Origin of the sequence: Enterobacter cloacae complex sp. I2 (assembly GCF_014896205.1) — a bacterium.
Lineage (GTDB): Bacteria > Pseudomonadota > Gammaproteobacteria > Enterobacterales > Enterobacteriaceae > Enterobacter > Enterobacter quasihormaechei.
Window position 1 is genome coordinate 141,505 of sequence record NZ_JADBRA010000003.1, and the last position, 21,185, is coordinate 162,689.

The 21,185-nt window shown below is 56.5% G+C and carries 20 protein-coding genes; 17 read left to right on the plus strand and 3 right to left on the minus strand.

Annotation, left to right across the window (positions count from 1 at the left end):
- The first annotated feature begins 5 nt into the window (after positions 1–5).
- From IM300_RS03700 to flgL, 7 genes are all read left to right on the plus strand, one after another.
- The gene (locus IM300_RS03700; RefSeq protein WP_063449073.1) at positions 6–761 is read left to right on the plus strand and encodes a flagellar basal body rod protein FlgF; all 756 of its coding nucleotides are present in this window, start codon (positions 6–8) and stop codon (positions 759–761) included.
- Positions 762–772: 11 nt separating this feature from the next.
- Complete coding sequence (flgG, locus tag IM300_RS03705; protein ID WP_000625853.1) at positions 773–1,555, plus strand: flagellar basal-body rod protein FlgG; 783 nt, start codon at positions 773–775, stop codon at positions 1,553–1,555.
- Between the two features lie 57 nt (positions 1,556–1,612).
- A complete protein-coding gene (gene flgH, locus IM300_RS03710) occupies positions 1,613–2,311 on the plus strand; it encodes a flagellar basal body L-ring protein FlgH (protein ID WP_003857987.1) in 699 nt (232 codons plus the stop codon).
- Between the two features lie 12 nt (positions 2,312–2,323).
- Complete coding sequence (locus IM300_RS03715) at positions 2,324–3,421, plus strand: flagellar basal body P-ring protein FlgI (protein WP_063449072.1); 1,098 nt, start codon at positions 2,324–2,326, stop codon at positions 3,419–3,421.
- Entirely contained in the window at positions 3,422–4,375 is a 954-nt protein-coding gene (gene flgJ / locus IM300_RS03720; protein WP_193035356.1) for a flagellar assembly peptidoglycan hydrolase FlgJ, read from the plus strand.
- A 75-nt stretch (positions 4,376–4,450) separates the two neighbouring features.
- Positions 4,451–6,091 carry a flagellar hook-associated protein FlgK gene (gene flgK, locus IM300_RS03725; protein ID WP_107535114.1) on the plus strand — a complete coding sequence of 547 codons (1,641 nt, stop codon included), beginning with the start codon at positions 4,451–4,453 and terminating at the stop codon, positions 6,089–6,091.
- A 16-nt stretch (positions 6,092–6,107) separates the two neighbouring features.
- Positions 6,108–7,061, plus strand: a complete 954-nt coding sequence (flgL, locus tag IM300_RS03730; protein WP_193035358.1) for a flagellar hook-associated protein FlgL — start codon at positions 6,108–6,110, stop codon at positions 7,059–7,061.
- Between the two features lie 76 nt (positions 7,062–7,137).
- Here flgL and IM300_RS03735 read toward each other — a convergent pair whose 3' ends face one another.
- Positions 7,138–8,355 (minus strand): MFS transporter, encoded by a 1,218-nt coding sequence (locus IM300_RS03735; protein WP_193035360.1) that lies wholly within the window; start codon positions 8,353–8,355, stop codon positions 7,138–7,140.
- Positions 8,356–8,464: 109 nt separating this feature from the next.
- Here IM300_RS03735 and IM300_RS03740 point away from each other — a divergent pair, with 109 nt between their 5' ends.
- The gene (locus IM300_RS03740) at positions 8,465–9,403 is read left to right on the plus strand and encodes a LysR family transcriptional regulator (protein ID WP_180979050.1); all 939 of its coding nucleotides are present in this window, start codon (positions 8,465–8,467) and stop codon (positions 9,401–9,403) included.
- Positions 9,404–9,443: 40 nt separating this feature from the next.
- Here IM300_RS03740 and rne read toward each other — a convergent pair whose 3' ends face one another.
- Positions 9,444–12,575: a ribonuclease E gene (rne, locus tag IM300_RS03745; protein ID WP_193035362.1), complete on the minus strand. Its 3,132-nt coding sequence runs from the start codon at positions 12,573–12,575 to the stop codon at positions 9,444–9,446.
- A gap of 570 nt (positions 12,576–13,145) precedes the next feature.
- On the opposite strand from rne, the gene rluC reads away from it, so the two are divergent.
- Positions 13,146–14,093, plus strand: a complete 948-nt coding sequence (rluC, locus tag IM300_RS03750) for a 23S rRNA pseudouridine(955/2504/2580) synthase RluC (RefSeq protein ID WP_193035364.1) — start codon at positions 13,146–13,148, stop codon at positions 14,091–14,093.
- A gap of 86 nt (positions 14,094–14,179) precedes the next feature.
- Here rluC and IM300_RS03755 read toward each other — a convergent pair whose 3' ends face one another.
- Entirely contained in the window at positions 14,180–14,764 is a 585-nt protein-coding gene (locus tag IM300_RS03755) for a nucleoside triphosphate pyrophosphatase (protein WP_107535120.1), read from the minus strand.
- A gap of 140 nt (positions 14,765–14,904) precedes the next feature.
- On the opposite strand from IM300_RS03755, the gene yceD reads away from it, so the two are divergent.
- The 8 genes from yceD to fabF all read left to right on the plus strand — a co-directional run bounded on the left by yceD (position 14,905) and on the right by fabF (position 21,108).
- Positions 14,905–15,426 (plus strand): 23S rRNA accumulation protein YceD, encoded by a 522-nt coding sequence (gene yceD / locus IM300_RS03760; protein WP_003857966.1) that lies wholly within the window; start codon positions 14,905–14,907, stop codon positions 15,424–15,426.
- Positions 15,427–15,442: 16 nt separating this feature from the next.
- Complete coding sequence (gene rpmF / locus IM300_RS03765) at positions 15,443–15,616, plus strand: 50S ribosomal protein L32 (RefSeq protein WP_003857964.1); 174 nt, start codon at positions 15,443–15,445, stop codon at positions 15,614–15,616.
- A gap of 81 nt (positions 15,617–15,697) precedes the next feature.
- Complete coding sequence (gene plsX / locus IM300_RS03770) at positions 15,698–16,732, plus strand: phosphate acyltransferase PlsX (RefSeq protein ID WP_203464446.1); 1,035 nt, start codon at positions 15,698–15,700, stop codon at positions 16,730–16,732.
- Positions 16,733–16,738: 6 nt separating this feature from the next.
- Positions 16,739–17,692 carry a beta-ketoacyl-ACP synthase III gene (locus IM300_RS03775; RefSeq protein WP_063866364.1) on the plus strand — a complete coding sequence of 318 codons (954 nt, stop codon included), beginning with the start codon at positions 16,739–16,741 and terminating at the stop codon, positions 17,690–17,692.
- Positions 17,693–17,707: 15 nt separating this feature from the next.
- A complete protein-coding gene (fabD, locus tag IM300_RS03780) occupies positions 17,708–18,637 on the plus strand; it encodes an ACP S-malonyltransferase (RefSeq protein WP_193035366.1) in 930 nt (309 codons plus the stop codon).
- A 12-nt stretch (positions 18,638–18,649) separates the two neighbouring features.
- Positions 18,650–19,384, plus strand: coding sequence for a 3-oxoacyl-ACP reductase FabG (gene fabG / locus IM300_RS03785; RefSeq protein WP_023335278.1), 735 nt, complete (start codon positions 18,650–18,652; stop codon positions 19,382–19,384).
- A gap of 154 nt (positions 19,385–19,538) precedes the next feature.
- Entirely contained in the window at positions 19,539–19,775 is a 237-nt protein-coding gene (acpP, locus tag IM300_RS03790; RefSeq protein ID WP_003857954.1) for an acyl carrier protein, read from the plus strand.
- A gap of 91 nt (positions 19,776–19,866) precedes the next feature.
- The gene (fabF, locus tag IM300_RS03795) at positions 19,867–21,108 is read left to right on the plus strand and encodes a beta-ketoacyl-ACP synthase II (protein WP_193035368.1); all 1,242 of its coding nucleotides are present in this window, start codon (positions 19,867–19,869) and stop codon (positions 21,106–21,108) included.
- Positions 21,109–21,185 lie beyond the last annotated feature (77 nt).

The window sequence follows — 21,185 nt, forward strand, 5'->3', positions numbered from 1 at the left end:
GCGCAATGGATCACGCAATATATACAGCGATGGGCGCGGCAAGCCAGACGCTCAATCAGCAGGCTGTTACCGCCAGCAACCTGGCAAACGCCTCCACGCCAGGTTTTCGCGCGCAGCTCAACGCGCTGCGTGCGGTGCCGGTTGAAGGGCTGTCATTGCCTACGCGTACGCTGGTCACCGCCTCCACGCCGGGTGCCGACATGACGCCAGGCCAGATGGATTACACCGCGCGTCCGCTGGACGTGGCCCTTCAGCAGGACGGCTGGCTGGCGGTGCAAACGGCTGACGGCGCGGAAGGGTATACCCGCAACGGTAACATTCAGGTGAGCGCCACCGGACAGCTTACGATTCAGGGGCATCCGGTGATGGGCGAAGCCGGTCCGCTGACGGTGCCTGAAGGGTCAGAGCTGACCATTGCGGCAGACGGGACCATCTCGGCGTTGAATCCGGGCGACCCGGCCAACACCGTTGCGCCTGTCGGTCGTCTGAAGCTGGTGAAAGCGGAAGGCAATGAGGTGCAGCGTGGCGATGACGGGATGTTCCGTCTGACCCAGGCCGCGCAGGCCACTCGCGGCGCCACCTTACAGGCCGACCCGACCATCCGCGTGATGTCCGGCGTGCTGGAAGGCAGTAACGTCAAACCGGTCGAAGCCATGACCGACATGATCGCCAGCGCCCGCCGCTTCGAAATGCAGATGAAAATCATCAGCAGCGTAGATGAAAACGCGAGCAAGGCTAACCAACTTCTGGCTATGAGTTAACAGGACTCCCTATGATCAGTTCCTTATGGATCGCGAAAACCGGTCTGGACGCACAGCAAACCAACATGGATGTGATTGCCAACAACCTGGCAAACGTCAGCACCAACGGTTTCAAGCGCCAGCGTGCGGTTTTTGAAGATTTGCTTTATCAAACGATTCGTCAGCCGGGGGCGCAGTCTTCTGAGCAAACCACGCTGCCGTCCGGTCTGCAAATTGGTACCGGCGTGCGCCCTGTCGCCACCGAGCGTCTGCACAGCCAGGGCAACCTGTCCCAGACCAACAACAGTAAAGACGTGGCAATTAAAGGCCAGGGCTTCTTCCAGGTGCAGCTGCCGGACGGAACCTCTGCCTATACCCGCGACGGCTCGTTCCAGGTGGATCAGAACGGCCAACTGGTGACGGCGGGCGGCTTCCAGGTGCAGCCTGCCATCACCATTCCGGCGAACGCGCTGAGCATTACCATTGGCCGTGACGGTATCGTCAGCGTTACCCAGCAGGGTCAGGCGGCGCCGGTTCAGGTTGGCCAGCTCAACCTGACGACCTTCATGAACGATACCGGACTGGAAAGCATCGGCGAGAATCTCTACACCGAAACGCAGTCTTCCGGTACGCCAAATGAGAGTACGCCGGGCCTGAACGGTGCGGGGCTGCTGTACCAGGGTTATGTGGAAACCTCTAACGTCAACGTGGCGGAAGAGCTGGTGAACATGATCCAGGTTCAGCGCGCGTATGAAATTAACAGTAAAGCAGTGTCGACGACCGACCAGATGCTGCAAAAACTGACGCAACTCTAAGGTGTAGCCCGGTGCGGTAAACGTCGCACCGGCTCCCTGTTTTCGAAGATGAAGGCAATGCAAAAAAACGCGGCGTTTCGTTATCCGATCCTGACTGTTCTGGCCGTCACCCTCAGCGGGTGTGCCTGGATCCCGTCTAAACCATTGGTACAGGGTGCGACTACCGCCCAACCCGTTCCCGGCCCCGCGCCGGTGGTGAACGGCTCCATTTTCCAGACCGCGCAGCCGATTAACTACGGTTATCAGCCGCTGTTTGAAGACCGTCGTCCGCGTAACGTCGGCGATACGCTGACCATCGTGTTACAGGAAAACGTCAGCGCGAGCAAGAGCTCGTCGGCGAACGCCAGCCGCGACGGCAAAACCAATTTTGGCTTCGACACCGTACCGCGCTATCTGCAAGGGCTGTTCGGCAACGCCCGTGCGGATGTGGAAGCCTCTGGCGGCAACACCTTTAACGGTAAAGGCGGCGCGAACGCCAGCAACACCTTCAGCGGCACGCTGACGGTCACGGTTGACCAGGTTCTGGTGAACGGCAACCTGCACGTGGTGGGTGAAAAACAGATCGCCATTAACCAGGGCACGGAATTTATTCGCTTCTCCGGTGTGGTTAACCCTCGCACCATCAGCGGCACCAACACCGTACCGTCCACCCAGGTGGCGGATGCGCGCATTGAGTACGTCGGCAACGGCTATATCAACGAAGCGCAGAATATGGGCTGGCTGCAACGCTTCTTCCTTAACCTATCGCCGATGTAAGCGAGGTGACCTATGTATAAATTTCTCTTCGCCGTGGCGCTGTCGCTGGTGGCTACCGTTGCCCAGGCCGATCGCATTCGCGATCTCACCAGCGTGCAGGGCGTGCGTGAAAACTCCCTGATCGGCTACGGCCTGGTGGTGGGGCTGGACGGTACGGGTGACCAGACTACCCAGACGCCGTTCACCACCCAGAGCCTGAATAACATGCTCTCTCAGCTCGGTATTACCGTCCCGGCCGGGACCAATATGCAGCTGAAAAACGTGGCGGCGGTGATGGTGACCGCGTCGTACCCGGCGTTTGCGCGCCAGGGGCAGACCATTGACGTGGTTGTCTCGTCGATGGGTAACGCCAAAAGTTTGCGCGGCGGTACGCTGCTGATGACCCCGCTGAAAGGCGTCGACAGCCAGGTGTATGCGCTGGCGCAGGGCAACATTCTGGTGGGCGGGGCAGGCGCGTCGGCAGGCGGCAGCAGCGTGCAGGTAAACCAGCTGAACGGGGGACGTATCACCAACGGCGCCATCATTGAACGTGAACTGCCGACCCAGTTCGGCACCGGCAACACCATTAACCTGCAACTGAATAACGAAGACTTCACGATGGCGCAGCAGATTGCTGACACCATCAACCGCAGCCGGGGCTACGGCAGCGCCACCGCGCTGGATGCCCGCACCGTACAGATCCGCACGTCAACCGGCAGCAGTAACCAGGTGCGAATGCTGGCCGAAATCCAGAATATGGACGTGAACGTGCCGCTTCAGGATGCGAAAGTCATTATCAACTCCCGTACCGGCTCGGTGGTCATGAACCGCGAAGTAACGCTGGACAGCTGCGCCGTGGCGCAGGGCAACCTCTCCGTGACGGTTAACCGTTCGGCCAACGTCAGCCAGCCGGATACGCCGTTTGGTGGCGGTCAGACGGTGGTGACGCCGCAAACGCAGATTGATTTGCGACAGAGCGGCGGTTCGTTGCAGAGCGTGCGCTCCAGCGCCAACCTGAACAGCGTGGTGCGTGCCCTGAACGCGCTGGGCGCAACGCCGATGGATCTCATGTCCATTCTGCAATCCATGCAAAGTGCAGGCTGTCTGCGCGCCAAACTGGAAATCATCTAAATGCTGACCGATAGCAAGCTGTTGACCAGTGCCGCCTGGGATGCCCAGTCGCTCAACGAGCTGAAAACCAACGCGGGTAAGGATCCGTCGGCGAATATCCGCCCGGTTGCCCGCCAGGTGGAAGGCATGTTCGTGCAGATGATGTTGAAAAGCATGCGTGAAACGCTGCCGAAAGATGGCATGTTCAGCAGCGATTCCACGCGGCTTTACACCAGCATGTACGATCAGCAGATTGCCCAGCAAATGACCGCCGGAAAGGGGCTCGGCCTGGCGGACATGATTGTGAAACAGACCGCAGCCGCTCAGGGGCTGCCGCCTGAAGAGGCCCCGCAGCAGGTGCCAATGAAGTTTGATCTGGAAAAGGTGACCAGTTATCAAAATCAGGCGCTGACGCAGATGGTACGTAAGGCGATGCCGAAGCCGGCAGAAACGCGTGACGAGCCGCTCTCCGGCGACAGCAAAGTCTTCCTGGCGCAGCTCTCCCTGCCGGCGCGTCTTGCCAGTGAAGAGAGTGGCGTCCCGCACCATCTGATTCTGGCGCAGGCGGCGCTGGAGTCGGGCTGGGGGCAACGTCAGATCCGCAGGGAAAACGGCGAGCCGAGCTTCAACATCTTTGGCGTGAAGGCCACCTCCAACTGGAAGGGGCCGACCACGGAAATCACCACGACCGAATATGAAAACGGTGCGGCAGTGAAGGTGAAAGCCAAATTCCGTGTTTACAGCTCCTATCTTGAAGCGTTATCGGATTATGTCGGGCTGCTGAGCCGGAACCCGCGCTACACCGCCGTGACCCAGGCCGCCACGCCAGAGCAGGGCGCTCAGGCGTTGCAGAATGCCGGCTACGCCACCGATCCAAACTATGCCCGCAAGCTGACCAGCATGATCCAGCAGCTGAAATCCATGTCTGAGAAGGTCAGCAAAGCCTATAGCACAGATCTCGAAAATCTGTTCTGAAAGTTCTCAAGTCCCGGTGGAGGTTGCCGATAACCTTCATCAGGACTTGTGTCTGAACGTATAAAAGGAACCCCCATGTCCAGTTTGATTAACAGCGCCATGAGTGGCCTCAGTGCTGCGCAGTCGGCACTCAATACCGTCAGTAATAATATTTCAAGCTACAACGTGGCAGGTTATACCCGCCAGACCACCATTCTGGGCGCATCAAACAGCACCCTGACCGGCGGCGGCTGGGTGGGTAACGGGGTTTATGTCTCCGGCGTTCAGCGTGAATATGATTCATTTATCACCAACCAGCTGCGCGCGGCGCAGAACCAGAGCAGCGGGCTGACCACGCGCTACCAGCAGATGTCAAAAATTGACGACGTGCTTTCGGATACCACTAACTCGCTCTCTGCCAACCTCCAGGATTTCTTTAAAAGTCTGCAAACGCTGGTGAGTAACGCAGAAGATCCGGCTGCACGCCAGACGGTACTCGGGAAGGCGGATGGTCTGGTAAACCAGTTCAAAACCAACGATCAGTATCTCCGCGATCAGGATGCGCAGGTGAATACGGCGATTTCTACCAGCGTCGATCAGATCAATAACTACGCGAAGCAGATTGCCAACCTCAACGACCAGATTTCCCGACTGACTGGCGTAGGGGCGGGCGCATCCCCGAACGAACTGCTCGATCAGCGCGATCAGCTGGTAAGTGAGCTGAACAAGATTGTCGGCGTGGACGTGACCGTGCAGGACAGCGGCACCTATAACATCTCTATCGCCAACGGTTACACCCTGGTTCAGGGCAGCAACGCAAGCCAGCTTGCTGCGGTGAAATCCAGTGCGGATCCCGCGCGTACCACGATTGCCTATGTGGATGCCGCCGCGGGCAACGTGGAGATCTCGGAAAAACAGATCACCACGGGGTCGCTTGGCGGGCTGTTAACGTTCCGTTCTCAGGATCTGGATCAGGCGCGAAATACGCTTAACCAGATGGCGCTGGCGTTTGCCGATGCCATGAATACCCAGCACCAGGCGGGCTTTGATGCGAACGGGGATGCTGGCGGTAAGCTGTTTGATTTTGGCTCCCCGGCGGTGCTGAGTAACGGCAAAAACACCGGGAACGCGGCCGTTACGGCAACGATGACGGACAGTACGAAGGTGCAGGCGACAAACTACAAAGTTGAGTACAACGGTACCGACTGGACCATCACCCGTCTGTCAGACAACACCAGCTTCACGGCCAAGCCGGATACTGGCGGTAACCTGTCGTTCGATGGTCTCAACGTCAACATTAGCGGTTCGGCCAATAATAAAGACAGCTTTATCGTGAAGCCGGTGAATGACGTCATCGTGAATATGGACGTGGCGATCAGCGACGAGTCCAAACTGGCGATGGCTTCCGCGAAAGGAAGCGGCGAAAGCGACAATACCAACGGTCAAAAGCTTCTGGATTTGCAGAGCGCCAAGCTGGTCGGTGGGAACAAAACCTTTAACGACGCGTATGCCGCCCTGGTCAGTACGGTGGGCAGCACCACGGCGTCCCTGAAAACCAGCAGCGAAACCAAGGTGAACGTGGTGACGCAGCTGACCAAACAGCAGCAGTCAATCTCCGGGGTTAACCTGGATGAAGAGTATGGCAACCTGCAACGCTATCAGCAGTACTATCTGGCGAATGCGCAGGTGCTGCAAACGGCGAGCGCGCTGTTTGATGCATTGATCAATATCCGCTAAGGCTGAGGCATAAAAAATGCGTATTAGTACTCAAATGATGTATGAGCAAAGCATGCGCGGCGTGACGAACTCCCAAAGCCTCTGGCTCAGCTACGGCGAGCAGATGTCTACGGGTAAGCGCATCAACCGTCCGTCTGACGATCCGATTGCCGCTTCGCAGGCCGTTGTGCTCTCTCAGGCTCAAACGCAAAACAGCCAGTATGCACTGGCGCGCTCCTTCGCTACGACGAAAGTCTCGCTGGAAGAGAACGTGTTATCGCAGGTGACAACCGCAATCCAGGCGGCTCAGGAAAAGATTGTCAATGCGGGCAACGGCACGTTAAGCGACGATGACCGCGCTTCGCTGGCAACGAACCTGCAAGGTATTCGCGATCAGCTGATGAACCTGGCTAACAGCACGGACGGTAACGGTCGCTATATCTTTTCAGGATACAAAACCGAAGCGGCGGCGTTCGACCAGGCGACCGGTACGTATCAGGGCGGCGGTACGCCAATCAGCCAGCAGGTTGACTCCGCGCGGACGATGCAAATCAGCCATACGGGCGCTGAAGTTTTCGATAGCTTCACCAGCAATGCAAAGCCGGAGCCGGCGGGGAGCACTCAGGAAACGAATTTGTTCAAGATCCTCGACGCTGCCATCGGTGCGCTGAATACGCCGGTTGGCGATGACGAAACGAAGGCCGAAGCGTTTACCGCGGCAATTGATAAAGCCAACCGTGGCCTGAGCAACTCCCTCAACAACGTGCTGACCGTGCGCGCCGACCTTGGCATCAAGCTGGACGAGCTGGGCAAGCTGGATTCTCTGGGTGAGGATCGCGCGCTGGGCCAGACCCAGCAGATGAGTGACCTGGTGGACGTGGACTGGAACTCGGTGATTTCGTCCTACACCATGCAGCAGGCGGCGTTGCAGGCCTCGTATAAAGCCTTTAGCGATATGCAGGGTATGTCGTTGTTCCAGATGAACAGATAATACTCAGACCTTTTGGAACATGTCTTGAAACTGGGCATGTTTTGTCTGCCCAACCCGTCCGGGTTGGGCATTTTTTTTACACGCTTTCCGCCTGTGCGGACAGCACCCGGGCGCTTTCAATCACTCTGATAGCCAGCGCAATGGCGCCACACAGGGTCGCCAGCCCAACCACGCCCGTCCAGCCCGCCAGCGTATAGATATTGCTGCCTAATGCCGAACCCAGCGCCATTCCGATGAAAATGACGGTAAACAGCAGGGCGTTAAGACGTCCGCGTGCCTGCGGCTCAAGGCCGTAGACCAGGTTCTGGTGCGCCACGAGGCTGGACTGCAAGCCGAGATCGAAACCCACCGCGGAGATCGCTATCAGGATCAACTGACCGTGTACACCCAGCGCCGGCATCAGGAACATCAGGGCAAACGACACGGTGACCAGTGCGGCACCCAGCTGGGTCACTTTACCGGCGCCCAGCTTATCGGCCAGGCCACCCGCCAGCGGTGCGGCCAGCGCGCCTGCGGCACCGGCAATACCAAACCCACCCGCCACGGCGCTGCCAAGGTGATAACGTTCCAGCAGCATGACCGCCAGCGTTGACCAGAACGCGCTGAAGGCAATCGACAGAAAACCCTGAGCCAGCGCGGCCCGACGCAGCGCCGGGTAGCGACGCCACAGGTGTTCCATGGAGCGCATCAGCGCCGGGTAGCTGAGCGTGGAGTGAACAGCGAAGCGGGGAAGCACGGCCCACATGGCTACGCCGACAAGCGCAATACTTGCGGCGGCCAGCTGATACATCACCCGCCAGCCGAAGGCTTCACCCACCACGCCGCTTACGGTTCTGGAGAGCAAGATGCCCAGCAGCAGGCCGGTCATCACCGTGCCGACAGTTTTACCCTGTTTCCCTTCCGGTGCCAGGATCGCTGCCGCCGGGACGATATCCTGAGCCATGGTAGCGGCCATGCCAATCAGCAGGCTGGTGAGCAGCAGGGAGTGCAGTTGTCCGGTCAGGCTACAGCCCAGCAAGAACAGCGCCAGGGCCGCACTTTTTATCAGGATCAAGGTCCTGCGGTCATGACGATCGCCGAGCGGGAGCAGAAACAGGATGCCTAAGGCGTAACCCGCCTGGGTGAGCGTCGGGACCATACCCATGCCTTCGATACTCAGGTGCAGGTCTGTGCCCATCAACGGCAGCAGAGGCTGGGCATAATAGATGGATGCCACGCTGAAGCCAGCGCCAAGCGCCAGCATAACGATTACCCAGTGGCTCACGGCCTGGGTGGTGGTTGTGGTGGTGTTCATAAGATGTTCCTCATTCGTCGTGTGCGGCTATTTTTTATCAGGACGGCTTGCGACGGTAGCGGGCGCAGTGGTAAAACGCTTATACGTTGAACGTATGATAATAAAACCTATGAAAAGAGCTGAGCGTATAGACAGGGTAGAGCTGATGCGCACGTTCGTTCGCATCGTTGAGGCAGGGTCACTCTCTGCGGCGGCTCGCCAGCTGGCAACAACCCAGGCGACGGTAAGCCGACGGTTGCAGTCGCTTGAGACCATGCTGGGTGTGCGCCTGATGCTGCGTACAACCCATACAGCCCGTCTTACCGATGACGGCGAACGCTGCTATCAGCATGCCCGACGGGTGATTGACAGCTGGCTGGCGCTGGAAGACGAGGTGGGGCAGAAAGAGGATGAGCCGGTCGGTGTCCTGCGGGTGAGGGCTCCCCACGCGTTTGGCCAGGATCAGCTTCTGAAGCCGTTAACCGAATTTTTGCAGCGCTATCCGCTGCTCTCAATCGAATGGATGCTCAACGATCGTTCAGTTGATTTTCTCGGCGACAACCTGGACTGTGCTATCCGGGTAGGCGCTGAAGTCGATCCGGCGACCGTGTCCGTGCTGCTGGCTGAAGTGCCGCGCTCGGTGGTGGCGTCGCCGGCGCTGCTGGCCCGTTTTCCCGCCGTTAACACGCCGGACGATCTGCAACACCTCCCCTGGATTGCCATCAGCTCTTTTTACCAACGTCATGTGGAGCTTTTTCATGAGGCATCACCAGCCACGGCGCGAGTGACTATTACGCCACGTCTGAGTACCGACAGCCTGTATGTGGCCCGCAATACGGCGCTCACCGGACTTGGCGTGGCAGTGGTATCCAGCTGGACGGTGCAGGATGATATTCAGGAAGGGCGGCTGGTGCACTTGCTGCCGGAGTGGCAGCCGGCAGCGTTACCGGTGCATCTGGTTTACCCCTGGTCCCGCTATTATCCGGCGCGCTTGCGGCGTTTTCTGGAAATGATGCGGCAGATCATGCCGGAGGTCACCGGAATGAGAAAGCCCGTGCAGCAGCCATAAAAAAAGCCGACCCGGAGGTCGGCTTTCATCTTAGGGTGTGTTATTCCACAGACTGCGGACGGGTAGCAGGCGCAGTAGCCATGTGCGTTGCACTGTGACCACCGGCAGCACCTTTACCTTCGAAGTTGAATTCCGGACGTACCCAGTCGCTATGGCGAGGCGCTTCAGGCACATACTCTGGTGCCGGGGCGCGGGTCATAGGTGCTGTAGCAACGTGCGCAGGCGCTGGGGCGGCAACTGCCTCAACCGGCGCAGGCTTCACTTCAGGCGCTTTCACTTCTTCGACAACAGGTTCAACCTGAATCTCGACGTCCTGAACCACCTCTTCGGTAACCGTTTCGACGGCAACGTCTGCGGTTTCTTCCACTGCTGGTGCAGGTTCAGCGTGTTCCACAACCTCTTCAGCCACTACGGCATCTTCTTCGGCGATAATCTGTGGCTCGGCATCAACCGGTGCAGCAATCACTTCAGGATGGGTCGTTTCCACTTCCACAGCCTGTGGTGCCGCCGTTTCTACAGCCTGAGGCTCAACAACCTGCGGCTCTGCCACGGTTGCCGCTTCAGTCACGACGTTTTCTGCCGCGGCTACCGGTGCAATCACCTCTTCGGTTACAGCCTGCTCTTCAACAGCCTGCTCAGGGCGAGCAACCGGATAGCGGATCCAGACTTTACCGGAGGCCATCTCTGGTGACGCGCACGCCACGGTCAGCGGCATTGGCGACTGAGTCGGGTAACGCTCGTCACGGTAGCGACGACGACGCTGGCCGCTCACGCGCAGGTGACGTGGAGAACGGCGGGAGCGACGCGGCATGCCTGCGTTGTCACGGTTTTCGCTGCTCTCGTCCTGCTCAACCTGATTTTCCACCACGGCTGGCAGATCAACTTTCGCAACCTGTGTACCCGTTGTGCTTTCTGGCGCTTCGACCGCGATGACTTCGCTTTCTTCCGCCTGAACAGCACCGACACGTACTTTCTGGGTCAGCTGACGCTGCTTGCGACGCGGCATAACCTGGGTGCGCTCTTCCTGCTCAGCGTCCTGCTGTTCTACAGGCGCTTCGCGATTCAGGTTTTTGACTTCCTGCTGAGCCTGGCGCTTCTCGTCGTTACGACGACGGCTACGCTCGCGGCGAGGCTGCTGCTCGTCACGCTGTTTGCTCTTCTCGGACTCATCGCCCGCCTGCTGGCGAATTTCACGATCTTCAACGTTCTGCTGTTGCTTCTCGCGACGGTTGCGACGGTTGTCCTCGCGTTGCTCACGACCTTCGTTGTTCTCGGAACGATTATCACGGCGCTCATTACGATCGCCACGCTCGTTGCGGTCGTTACGATCGCGACGATTGTTCTGACGCTTACGACGGTCCTGCTGACGCTCTGGTTTCGCTTCTTTTGGCGCTTCTTTTGGCTGCTCAGGCTGAACTTCTTCGCCGGCAAACATTTTTTTCAGCGCACCGATGATGCGGCTCAGGAGACCCGGTTGCTCAGGCTGCGCTTTTGGCGCGGCAGGGGCCGCTTTCTGCACGGCAGGTTTTTCCGCTGGTTTTTCCAGCGTCGCTTCCGGCGGTGCTTCCGGCATGATGAAGGTTGCTAAAGCTGGCTGCTCAGGCAGTTTACGCTCGGCAGGCTCTTCATCAGATGGCAGCGCCATTTCTTCTTCATGCAGCTTCGGCAGCAGGTAGCTAAGGGTGCTTGTCTCTTCGCCTTTACGGACGCGCAGCACGTGATAGTGCGGGGTTTGCATCTCGTCGTTTGGCACGATGATGCAGCGAACGCCACCCTGACGCGCTTCGATTGCGCTGACCGCTGCACGTTTTTCGTTCAGCAGGTAGGAGGCAATTGGCACCGGCACAATGGCGTGAACCTCTTTGGTGTTCTCTTTCAGCGCTTCTTCTTCAATCAGGCGCAGAATAGAGAGGGAGAGAGATTCATTGTCACGCACGGTACCCGTACCGGAACAGCGTGGACACACGTGATGGCTGGACTCACCCAGTGACGGGCTGAGGCGCTGACGGGACATCTCCAGCAGGCCAAAGCGAGAAATATGGCTGATCTGGATACGGGCACGATCCTGACGCACCGCTTCACGCAGGCGGTTTTCAACCGCGCGCTGGTGGCGAACCGGGGTCATGTCGATGAAGTCGATAACAATCAGACCGCCCAGGTCGCGCAGGCGGAGCTGGCGGGCGATTTCATCAGCGGCTTCAAGGTTGGTGTTGAAGGCTGTCTCTTCGATATCGCCGCCGCGGGTTGCACGCGCGGAGTTGATATCGATGGCGGTCAGCGCTTCGGTGGTATCGATAACGATAGAACCGCCGGACGGCAGACGCACTTCACGCTGGAAGGCAGACTCGATCTGGGATTCGATCTGATAGTGGCTGAACAGCGGGATTTCACCGGTGTACAGTTTAATTTTGCTGGTGAAATCCGGGCGACCCAGTGCGGCGATGTGCTGGCGAGCCAGCTCGAGCACTTTCGGGTTATCAATCAGAATTTCACCGATGTCCTGACGCAGGTAGTCACGGAAGGCACGCACGATGACGTTGCTTTCCTGGTGGATCAGGAACGGCGCTGGACGGCTTTCTGCCGCTTTCTTGATGGCTTCCCAGTGCTTCAGGCGGAAGCTCAAGTCCCACTGCAAGGCTTCGGCAGATTTGCCGACGCCCGCGGTGCGCACGATGAGACCCATGCCGTCTGGCAGCTCAAGACTTGCCAGCGCTTCTTTCAGCTCGGTACGGTCATCACCTTCGATACGGCGAGAGATACCCCCGGCACGCGGGTTGTTTGGCATCAATACCAGATAGCTTCCTGCCAGACTGATAAAGGTGGTCAGTGCGGCACCTTTGTTGCCACGCTCTTCTTTATCGATCTGAACGATAACTTCCTGACCTTCACGCAGAACATCTTTAATGTTCGGACGGCCATGGGAGTTGTAGTTGGCAGGAAAATATTCGCGGGCGATCTCTTTGAGAGGAAGGAAACCGTGACGCTCAGCACCGTAATCGACAAATGCAGCTTCAAGGCTTGGTTCAATGCGGGTGATTTTGCCTTTGTAAATGTTCGCTTTTTTCTGTTCGTGTCCAGGACTTTCGATATCCAGATCGTACAGGCGCTGCCCATCCACAAGGGCGACACGCAACTCTTCTTGCTGAGTTGCGTTGATTAACATTCTTTTCATCGTAACTTACTCGTTATTCTTACATTGACGACAAAGCTGCGGGCAAGGTGACGCTTTCCGGGGTATGAACCGATGGCCTCGTGTCTATTCACGTCGCCAACCTCACGGTTGTCGCTCGCTTAAGAGGCGCAGAGTGTCGGTTGCCTGTATTTCATACGGAAACACAGCGCAATTATCAGGGGAATTGCCTGGGAAAACTCTCCAGAGAACAATCCTTATACCGGGAAGTACTGCAACCCGCAGCCCGCTAACTGCCTGAAAGATCAATACGTCTTACGCCATTGCTGCGTGGATGATCGGTCAGACAAAATTGGTCATTCCGTCGAGATCCTTACAAAACCCGGATTTAACGCGGAAAACGGATTCATTATTCCACTGCTCGCCGGGTTATAGCAAGATGACTTTTACCAATTATCACCCGGTTACTCACAGTTTCTTCACTTCAACGGGGTGATTGGTTTAATAACCACCAAATCGATTGCGCGAAAGCGGAGTGTTCCGGATAAAAGTAAATATAAGCATAGAAAAATGAGTGGCGCTATTGCCTGACGCTATTTAGAATCGCCAACCATGAAAACAGAGACTCCAGCCGTAAAAATGGTTGCCATCGCCGACGATGACGCGGGGCAACGTATCGATAATTTTTTGCGCACCCAGCTGAAGGGCGTGCCAAAAAGTATGATTTATCGCATCCTGCGTAAGGGCGAGGTGCGGGTGAATAAAAAACGCGTTAAGCCTGAGTATAAGCTCGAGGCGGGCGATGAAGTCCGCATTCCACCGGTACGCGTTGCAGAGCGTGAAGAAGAGGTCGTTTCTCCGAAGCTGCAAAAAGTCGCGGCCCTGAGCGAGGTTATCCTTTATGAGGACGACCACATTCTGGTGCTGAATAAACCGTCCGGAACGGCGGTACACGGGGGGAGCGGTCTGAGCTTCGGCGTGATCGAAGGTTTACGCGCGCTTCGCCCGGAAGCGCGTTTCCTCGAGCTGGTTCACCGTCTTGACCGTGATACCTCCGGCGTGCTGCTGGTGGCGAAAAAGCGTTCTGCCCTGCGTTCCCTGCATGAGCAGCTTCGCGAAAAAGGGATGCAAAAAGATTACCTGGCGCTGGTGCGCGGCCAGTGGCAGTCCCACGTGAAGGGGGTGCAGGCACCGCTGCTGAAAAATATTCTGCAAAGCGGCGAGCGCATTGTGCGTGTTAATCAGGAAGGGAAACCGTCTGAGACCCGCTTTAAAGTAGAAGAGCGCTACGAATTCGCCACGCTGGTGCGCTGTAGCCCGGTGACGGGGCGTACGCACCAGATTCGCGTGCATACCCAGTTTGCGGGCCATCCGATTGCGTTTGACGACCGCTATGGCGATCGCGAATTTGATAAGCAGCTGGCGGGTACGGGACTGTCGCGTCTGTTCCTGCATGCGGCAGCGCTGAAGTTTACCCATCCTAATACCGGGGAAGTTATCCGTATTGAAGCGCCGCTGGATGAGCAGCTCAAACGCTGTCTGAAAGTTCTGCGTGGCTGATTTTGTGCCGGGTGGCGCTGCGCTTACCCGGCCTACATGTATTTCTCCCTCTCCCTGTGGAAGAGGGCCGGGGTGAGGGCATCAGGTCACATCGTCAGCGGATTACATTCTTCTCGTCTTAACATCTGGCACAGCGCTATCAGCGGCAGTCCCACCAGCGTGTTGGGATCCCGACCGTCCAGCTTGTCGAACAGCGCAATCCCCAGCCCCTCACTTTTGAAACTGCCCGCGCAGTTCAGAGGACGTTCCCGGCGCACGTAATCCATAATCTCCTGCTCGCTAAGATGACGAAAGTGCACGTCGAACGGCTCGCATTCGCTTTGCAGATGACCGCTGGCCGAATTATAAAGCGCCAGGCCCGTATAAAAGGTCACAATACTGCCTCGCGCACGCAGAAGTTGCTGGCAGGCGTTTTCTTCCGTATGCGGTTTGCCGGTGATTTCGCCGTCCAGCACGCAAACCTGATCGGAGCCTATAATCAGATGAGCGGGGTAGCGTTCGGCCAGCGATTGCGCTTTCTCCTTTGCGAGACGGGTCACCAGATGACGCGGTGACTCTCCCGGCTGTGGGGTCTCATCAACGTTGGGTGCGGCGCATTCAAACGGGATCCCGAGCTTTTCCAGCAGCATTCGGCGATAGGGTGAAGTGGAAGCAAGTACGAGATTTGGCATATTTTTATCACCAGATATAGCGTATCGATGCCAGCCATTTTAAACTACAGGCCGCAATGTGTGCGAATAATTGGCAAAAGGCAGCTCTGGTTGCCTTTTTCTTTGACTCTATGACGTTACAAAGTTAATATGCGCGCCCTATGCAAAAGGTAAAATTACCCCTGACTCTTGATCCGGTTCGTACGGCTCAAAAACGCCTCGATTACGAAGGAATTTATTCTTCGGATCAGGCCGAGCGTATTGCCGAGTCTGTAGTCAGTGTGGACAGTGATGTAGAATGCTCCATGTCGTTCGCTATCGATAACCAGCGTCTCGCCGTCTTAACCGGTGATGCAAAGGTAACGGTAACGCTCGAATGTCAGCGTTGCGGGAAACCGTTCGTACAGCATGTTCACACAACGTATTGTTTTAGTCCGGTTCGTTCTGACGAACAGGCTGAAGCACTCCCGGAAGCGTATGAGCCGATTGAGGTTAACGAATTCGGTGAAATCGATCTTCTGGCTCTGGTTGAAGATGAAGTCATCCTCTCCTTGCCAGTGGTTCCGGTGCATGATTCTGAACACTGTGAAGTGTCCGAGGCGGACATGGTCTTTGGGGAACTGCCTGATGAAGCGCAAAAACCAAACCCATTTGCCGTATTAGCCAGCTTAAAGCGTAAGTAATTGAGGAGTAAGGTCCATGGCCGTACAACAGAATAAACCAACCCGTTCCAAACGTGGCATGCGTCGTTCCCATGACGCGCTGACCGCAGTTACCAGCCTGTCTGTAGACAAGACTTCTGGTGAGAAACACCTGCGTCACCACATCACCGCTGACGGTTTCTACCGCGGCCGCAAGGTTATCACTAAGTAATCACGCGTCAGCGTGATTAGGCTTAGTGAGGAACTTCCCCGTGCAAACGGGGAGTTTACCGAACCAGGCTGCGACGATACCTTGACACGTCTAACCCTGGCGTTAGATGTCATGGGGGGCGATTTTGGCCCTACCGTGACAGTGCCTGCAGCATTGCAGGCACTGAATTCTAATTCGCAACTCACACTTCTATTAGTCGGTAATCCCGACACAATCACGCCATTACTTGCAAAAGCTGACTTTGAACAACGTTCGCGTCTGCAGATTATTCCTGCGCAGTCAGTTATTGCCAGTGATGCCCGGCCATCGCAGGCTATTCGTAATAGCCGTGGCAGCTCTATGCGCATGGCGCTGGAGCTGGTGAAAGAAGGGCGAGCGCAGGCTTGCGTCAGCGCGGGAAATACGGGCGCGCTGATGGGGCTGTCGAAATTATTGCTCAAGCCGATTGAGGGCATTGAGCGTCCGGCGCTGGTGACGGTGTTACCGCACCAGCAGAAGGGCAAAACGGTGGTGCTCGATCTGGGCGCTAACGTAGATTGTGATAGTACAATGCTGGCTCAGTTTGCCGTGATGGGGTCGGTGCTGGCAGAAGACGTGGTCGGGATTAACAACCCCCGCGTTGCGTTATTGAATATTGGTGAAGAAGAAACCAAAGGCCTGGACAGTATCCGCGACGCTGCGGAAATACTCAAACAGGTTCCCTCCATCAACTATATTGGTTATCTCGAAGCCAATGAGTTGCTGACGGGCAAAACGGACGTATTAGTGTGTGATGGCTTCACCGGAAACGTAACGTTGAAGACCATGGAAGGGGTCGTACGAATGTTCCTTTCCCTGCTGAAATCGCAGGGAGACGGTAAAAAAAGGTCCTGGTGGCTGATTTTATTAAAGCGTTGGTTACAAAAAAGCCTGACGCGGCGATTCAGTCACCTCAACCCCGACCAGTATAATGGCGCCTGTCTGTTAGGATTGCGCGGCATCGTGATTAAGAGTCATGGCGCCGCCAATCAGCGAGCCTTTACCGTCGCGATTGAACAGGCAGTGCAGGCGGTGCAGCGACAAGTTCCTCAGAGGATTGCCGCTCGCCTGGGATCTGTATTAGCTAAAAGTGACTGAGCGTACATGTATACGAAGATTTTAGGTACCGGCAGCTACCTGCCAAAACAAGTGCGTACCAACGCCGATCTTGAAAAAATGGTAGATACGTCTGACGAGTGGATTGTCACGCGCACAGGTATCCGTGAACGTCGTATCGCCGCGCCAGACGAAACTGTGTCCACCATGGGCTACGAAGCCGCTCAGCGCGCGCTTGAGATGGCAGGCATTGATAAAGAACAGATCGGGCTTATTGTGGTGGCGACAACGTCTGCCACGCATGCCTTCCCAAGCGCGGCGTGCCAGGTGCAGAACATGCTCGGCATTAAAGGCTGCCCGGCGTTTGACGTTGCCGCAGCGTGTGCGGGCTTCACCTATGCGCTGAGCATCGCCGATCAGTACGTGAAATCGGGCGCGGTAAAATATGCGCTGGTGATCGGCGCTGACGTGCTGGCGCGTACCTGCGATCCAACCGATCGCGGCACGATCATTATTTTTGGCGACGGTGCGGGCGCGGTACTGCTGGGGCAGTCCGACGAGCCGGGCATCATCTCCACGCATCTGCATGCTGACGGTCGCTACGGCGAACTGTTAACGCTGCCTAACGCCGATCGCGTTAACCCGGACAGCGCGATCTACCTGACGATGGCGGGTAACGAGGTGTTTAAGGTGGCCGTCACTGAACTGGCCCACATCGTTGACGAGACGCTGGAAGCAAATAATCTGGACCGCGCCGCGCTCGACTGGCTGGTGCCGCACCAGGCTAACCTGCGTATTATCAGCGCGACGGCGAAGAAGCTGGGCATGTCAATGGATAACGTTGTGGTGACGCTCGATCGCCACGGCAATACCTCTGCGGCATCGGTACCGTGCGCATTTGACGAAGCGGTACGCGATGGACGAATTAAACGGGGCCAACTGGTCTTGCTTGAAGCCTTCGGTGGTGGGTTCACCTGGGGTTCCGCGCTGGTTCGTTTCTAGGATAAGGATTAAAAAATGACGCAATTTGCTTTTGTGTTCCCGGGACAGGGCTCGCAAACCGTTGGGATGTTGTCTGAAATGGCGGCAAACTATCCGGTTATCGAAGAGACTTTCCGTGAAGCTTCTGACGCGCTGGGTTATGATCTGTGGGCGCTGACCCAGCAGGGTCCGGCCGAAGAGCTGAACAAAACCTGGCAGACCCAACCGGCACTGCTGGCTGCCTCCGTTGCGCTGTGGCGCGTATGGCAGCAGCAGGGCGGCAAAGCGCCAGCGTTGATGGCGGGCCACAGCCTCGGCGAATATTCTGCGCTGGTCTGTGCGGGCGTTATTGCCTTTGCTGATGCGGTTCGTCTGGTTGAATTGCGTGGTAAATTCATGCAGGAAGCGGTGCCAGAAGGCACGGGCGGCATGTCTGCCATCATCGGTCTCGATGATGCTTCTATTGCGAAAGCGTGTGAAGAATCTGCTGAAGGTCAGGTGGTTTCTCCGGTAAACTTCAACTCGCCGGGCCAGGTGGTTATTGCCGGTCATAAAGAAGCGGTTGAACGTGCCGGTGCCGCCTGTAAAGCTGCGGGCGCGAAGCGCGCGCTGCCGCTGCCGGTGAGCGTGCCGTCTCACTGTGCTCTGATGAAGCCTGCCGCCGATAAGCTGGCGATTGAGCTGGAAAAAATGACCTTTAACGCACCGACGATTTCCGTTGTGAATAACGTCGATGTGAAATGCGAAACCGCACCCAACGCTATCCGTAACGCGCTGGTTCGCCAGCTTTACAGCCCGGTGCAGTGGACCAAAACCGTTGAGTTTATGGCGTCTCAGGGCGTTGAGCATCTGTACGAAGTCGGCCCTGGTAAAGTTCTCACCGGCCTGACGAAGCGTATTGTTGACACCCTGACGGCCTCGGCGATTAACGAGCCGGAAGCAATGAAAGCGGCACTCTCGCAATAAAAGAGGAATACCATGAGTTTTGAAGGAAAAATTGCCCTGGTGACCGGCGCAAGCCGCGGTATCGGGCGTGCTATTGCTGAAACACTGGTTGCGCGCGGCGCGAAAGTGATCGGGACTGCGACCAGTGAGAAGGGCGCAGAGGCCATCAGCGAGTATCTGGGTGCGAACGGTAAAGGTCTGGTACTGAATGTGACTGAGCCAGCATCTATCGAATCTGTTCTGGAAAATATTCGCGCAGAGTTTGGCGAAGTGGATATTCTGGTCAATAATGCCGGGATCACTCGCGACAACCTGCTGATGCGAATGAAAGATGATGAGTGGAACGATATTATCGAAACCAACCTGTCATCTGTATTCCGTCTGTCAAAAGCGGTAATGCGCGCTATGATGAAAAAGCGTCATGGTCGTATTATCACTGTGGGTTCTGTGGTTGGTACCATGGGAAATGCTGGTCAGGCTAACTACGCTGCGGCGAAAGCAGGTCTGATCGGTTTCAGTAAGTCGCTGGCGCGTGAAGTCGCGTCCCGCGGAATTACTGTAAACGTTGTTGCTCCGGGCTTTATTGAAACGGACATGACGCGTGCGCTGACGGATGATCAGCGTGCGGGTACGCTGGCGGCAGTTCCGGCGGGTCGTCTTGGCGACCCTAAAGAAATCGCCAGCGCGGTTGCATTTTTAGCCTCTGACGAAGCGGGTTACATCACTGGTGAAACCCTCCACGTCAACGGCGGGATGTACATGGTTTAATCACGATCGAAAATATTTGCGTTATTTGGGCAAATGGCCTCAAAATAACGTAAAATCGTGGTAAGACCTGCCGGGATTTAGTTGCAAATTTTTCAACATTTTATACACTACGAAAACCATCGCGAAAGCGAGTTTTGATAGGAAATTTAAGAGTATGAGCACTATCGAAGAACGCGTTAAGAAAATTATCGGCGAACAGCTGGGCGTTAAGCAGGAAGAAGTTGTGAACTCCGCTTCCTTTGTTGAAGACCTGGGCGCAGATTCTCTTGACACCGTTGAGCTGGTAATGGCTCTGGAAGAAGAGTTTGATACTGAGATTCCGGACGAAGAAGCTGAGAAAATCACCACCGTTCAGGCTGCCATTGATTACATCAACGGTCACCAGGCGTAAGTGAACATCTCCAGGCGGTCATTCGACCGCCTGAGTTTTATCTTTTGTAGTCCCACGAATCTCTTTTTTTATCCCTCCCTGGAGGACAAACGTGTCTAAGCGTCGTGTAGTTGTGACCGGACTTGGCATGTTGTCTCCTGTCGGCAATACCGTAGAGTCCACCTGGAAAGCTCTCCTTGCCGGTCAGAGCGGCATCAGCCTAATCGACCATTTCGATACTAGCGCCTATGCAACGAAATTTGCTGGCTTAGTAAAGGATTTTAACTGTGAAGAGATCATCTCGCGCAAAGAACAGCGCAAGATGGATGCCTTCATTCAATATGGAATTGTCGCTGGCGTTCAGGCCATGCAGGATTCTGGCCTTGAGATTACGGAAGAGAACGCTACCCGTATCGGCGCTGCTATCGGCTCCGGGATTGGCGGTCTTGGCCTGATTGAGGAAAACCATACGTCTCTGATGAATGGCGGCCCGCGTAAAATCAGCCCGTTCTTCGTTCCGTCTACGATTGTAAACATGGTGGCAGGTCACCTGACCATTATGTTCGGCCTGCGTGGCCCAAGCATCTCAATCGCGACAGCCTGTACGTCTGGCGTGCATAACATCGGCCAGGCCGCGCGTATTATCGCGTACGGCGATGCAGATGCTATGGTTGCGGGCGGTGCTGAAAAAGCCAGTACCCCGCTGGGTGTCGGTGGCTTCGGTGCAGCGCGTGCGCTCTCAACCCGTAACGATAACCCGCAGGCGGCAAGCCGTCCGTGGGATAAAGACCGTGACGGTTTCGTGCTGGGTGACGGTGCGGGCATGATCGTACTGGAAGAGTACGAACACGCGAAAAAACGTGGCGCGAAAATTTATGCTGAAATCGTTGGCTTTGGTATGAGCAGCGATGCGTATCACATGACGTCACCACCAGAAAATGGTGCGGGCGCCGCGCTGGCTATGGCTAACGCGATCCGTGATGCGGGCATTACTCCGGCACAGATTGGCTACGTTAACGCACACGGGACGTCTACTCCTGCGGGCGATAAAGCAGAAGCGCAGGCTGTTAAGTCTATCTTCGGCGAATCTGCCAGCCGTGTACTGGTGAGCTCCACGAAATCCATGACCGGTCACCTGTTGGGTGCGGCGGGCGCGGTAGAGTCAATCTACTCTATCCTGGCGCTGCGCGATCAGGCTGTACCGCCAACCATCAACCTGGATAACCCGGATGAAAGTTGCGATCTGGACTTCGTTCCTCACGAGGCACGCCAGGTGAGCGGTATGGAGTACACCCTGTGTAACTCCTTCGGTTTCGGTGGAACTAACGGTTCTCTGATCTTCAAAAAGGTCTGAGTCTGATCAGTCACTGACGTTAAAAAAGGTCCGCTTGCCGGGCCTTTTTTATTAGGTGAAATCCACTTGTCCGGCTA

What these genes read in the sequence shown, in the direction of transcription:
- IM300_RS03700 (WP_063449073.1), top strand. Translation starts at nt 6, where the DNA reads ATGGATCACGCAATATATACAGCGATGGGCGCGGCAAGCCAGACGCTC.
- flgG (WP_000625853.1), top strand. Translation starts at nt 773, where the DNA reads ATGATCAGTTCCTTATGGATCGCGAAAACCGGTCTGGACGCACAGCAA.
- flgH (WP_003857987.1), top strand. Translation starts at nt 1,613, where the DNA reads ATGCAAAAAAACGCGGCGTTTCGTTATCCGATCCTGACTGTTCTGGCC.
- IM300_RS03715 (WP_063449072.1), top strand. Translation starts at nt 2,324, where the DNA reads ATGTATAAATTTCTCTTCGCCGTGGCGCTGTCGCTGGTGGCTACCGTT.
- flgJ (WP_193035356.1), top strand. Translation starts at nt 3,422, where the DNA reads ATGCTGACCGATAGCAAGCTGTTGACCAGTGCCGCCTGGGATGCCCAG.
- flgK (WP_107535114.1), top strand. Translation starts at nt 4,451, where the DNA reads ATGTCCAGTTTGATTAACAGCGCCATGAGTGGCCTCAGTGCTGCGCAG.
- flgL (WP_193035358.1), top strand. Translation starts at nt 6,108, where the DNA reads ATGCGTATTAGTACTCAAATGATGTATGAGCAAAGCATGCGCGGCGTG.
- IM300_RS03735 (WP_193035360.1), bottom strand. Translation starts at nt 8,355, where the DNA reads ATGAACACCACCACAACCACCACCCAGGCCGTGAGCCACTGGGTAATC.
- IM300_RS03740 (WP_180979050.1), top strand. Translation starts at nt 8,465, where the DNA reads ATGAAAAGAGCTGAGCGTATAGACAGGGTAGAGCTGATGCGCACGTTC.
- rne (WP_193035362.1), bottom strand. Translation starts at nt 12,575, where the DNA reads ATGAAAAGAATGTTAATCAACGCAACTCAGCAAGAAGAGTTGCGTGTC.
- rluC (WP_193035364.1), top strand. Translation starts at nt 13,146, where the DNA reads ATGAAAACAGAGACTCCAGCCGTAAAAATGGTTGCCATCGCCGACGAT.
- IM300_RS03755 (WP_107535120.1), bottom strand. Translation starts at nt 14,764, where the DNA reads ATGCCAAATCTCGTACTTGCTTCCACTTCACCCTATCGCCGAATGCTG.
- yceD (WP_003857966.1), top strand. Translation starts at nt 14,905, where the DNA reads ATGCAAAAGGTAAAATTACCCCTGACTCTTGATCCGGTTCGTACGGCT.
- rpmF (WP_003857964.1), top strand. Translation starts at nt 15,443, where the DNA reads ATGGCCGTACAACAGAATAAACCAACCCGTTCCAAACGTGGCATGCGT.
- IM300_RS03775 (WP_063866364.1), top strand. Translation starts at nt 16,739, where the DNA reads ATGTATACGAAGATTTTAGGTACCGGCAGCTACCTGCCAAAACAAGTG.
- fabD (WP_193035366.1), top strand. Translation starts at nt 17,708, where the DNA reads ATGACGCAATTTGCTTTTGTGTTCCCGGGACAGGGCTCGCAAACCGTT.
- fabG (WP_023335278.1), top strand. Translation starts at nt 18,650, where the DNA reads ATGAGTTTTGAAGGAAAAATTGCCCTGGTGACCGGCGCAAGCCGCGGT.
- acpP (WP_003857954.1), top strand. Translation starts at nt 19,539, where the DNA reads ATGAGCACTATCGAAGAACGCGTTAAGAAAATTATCGGCGAACAGCTG.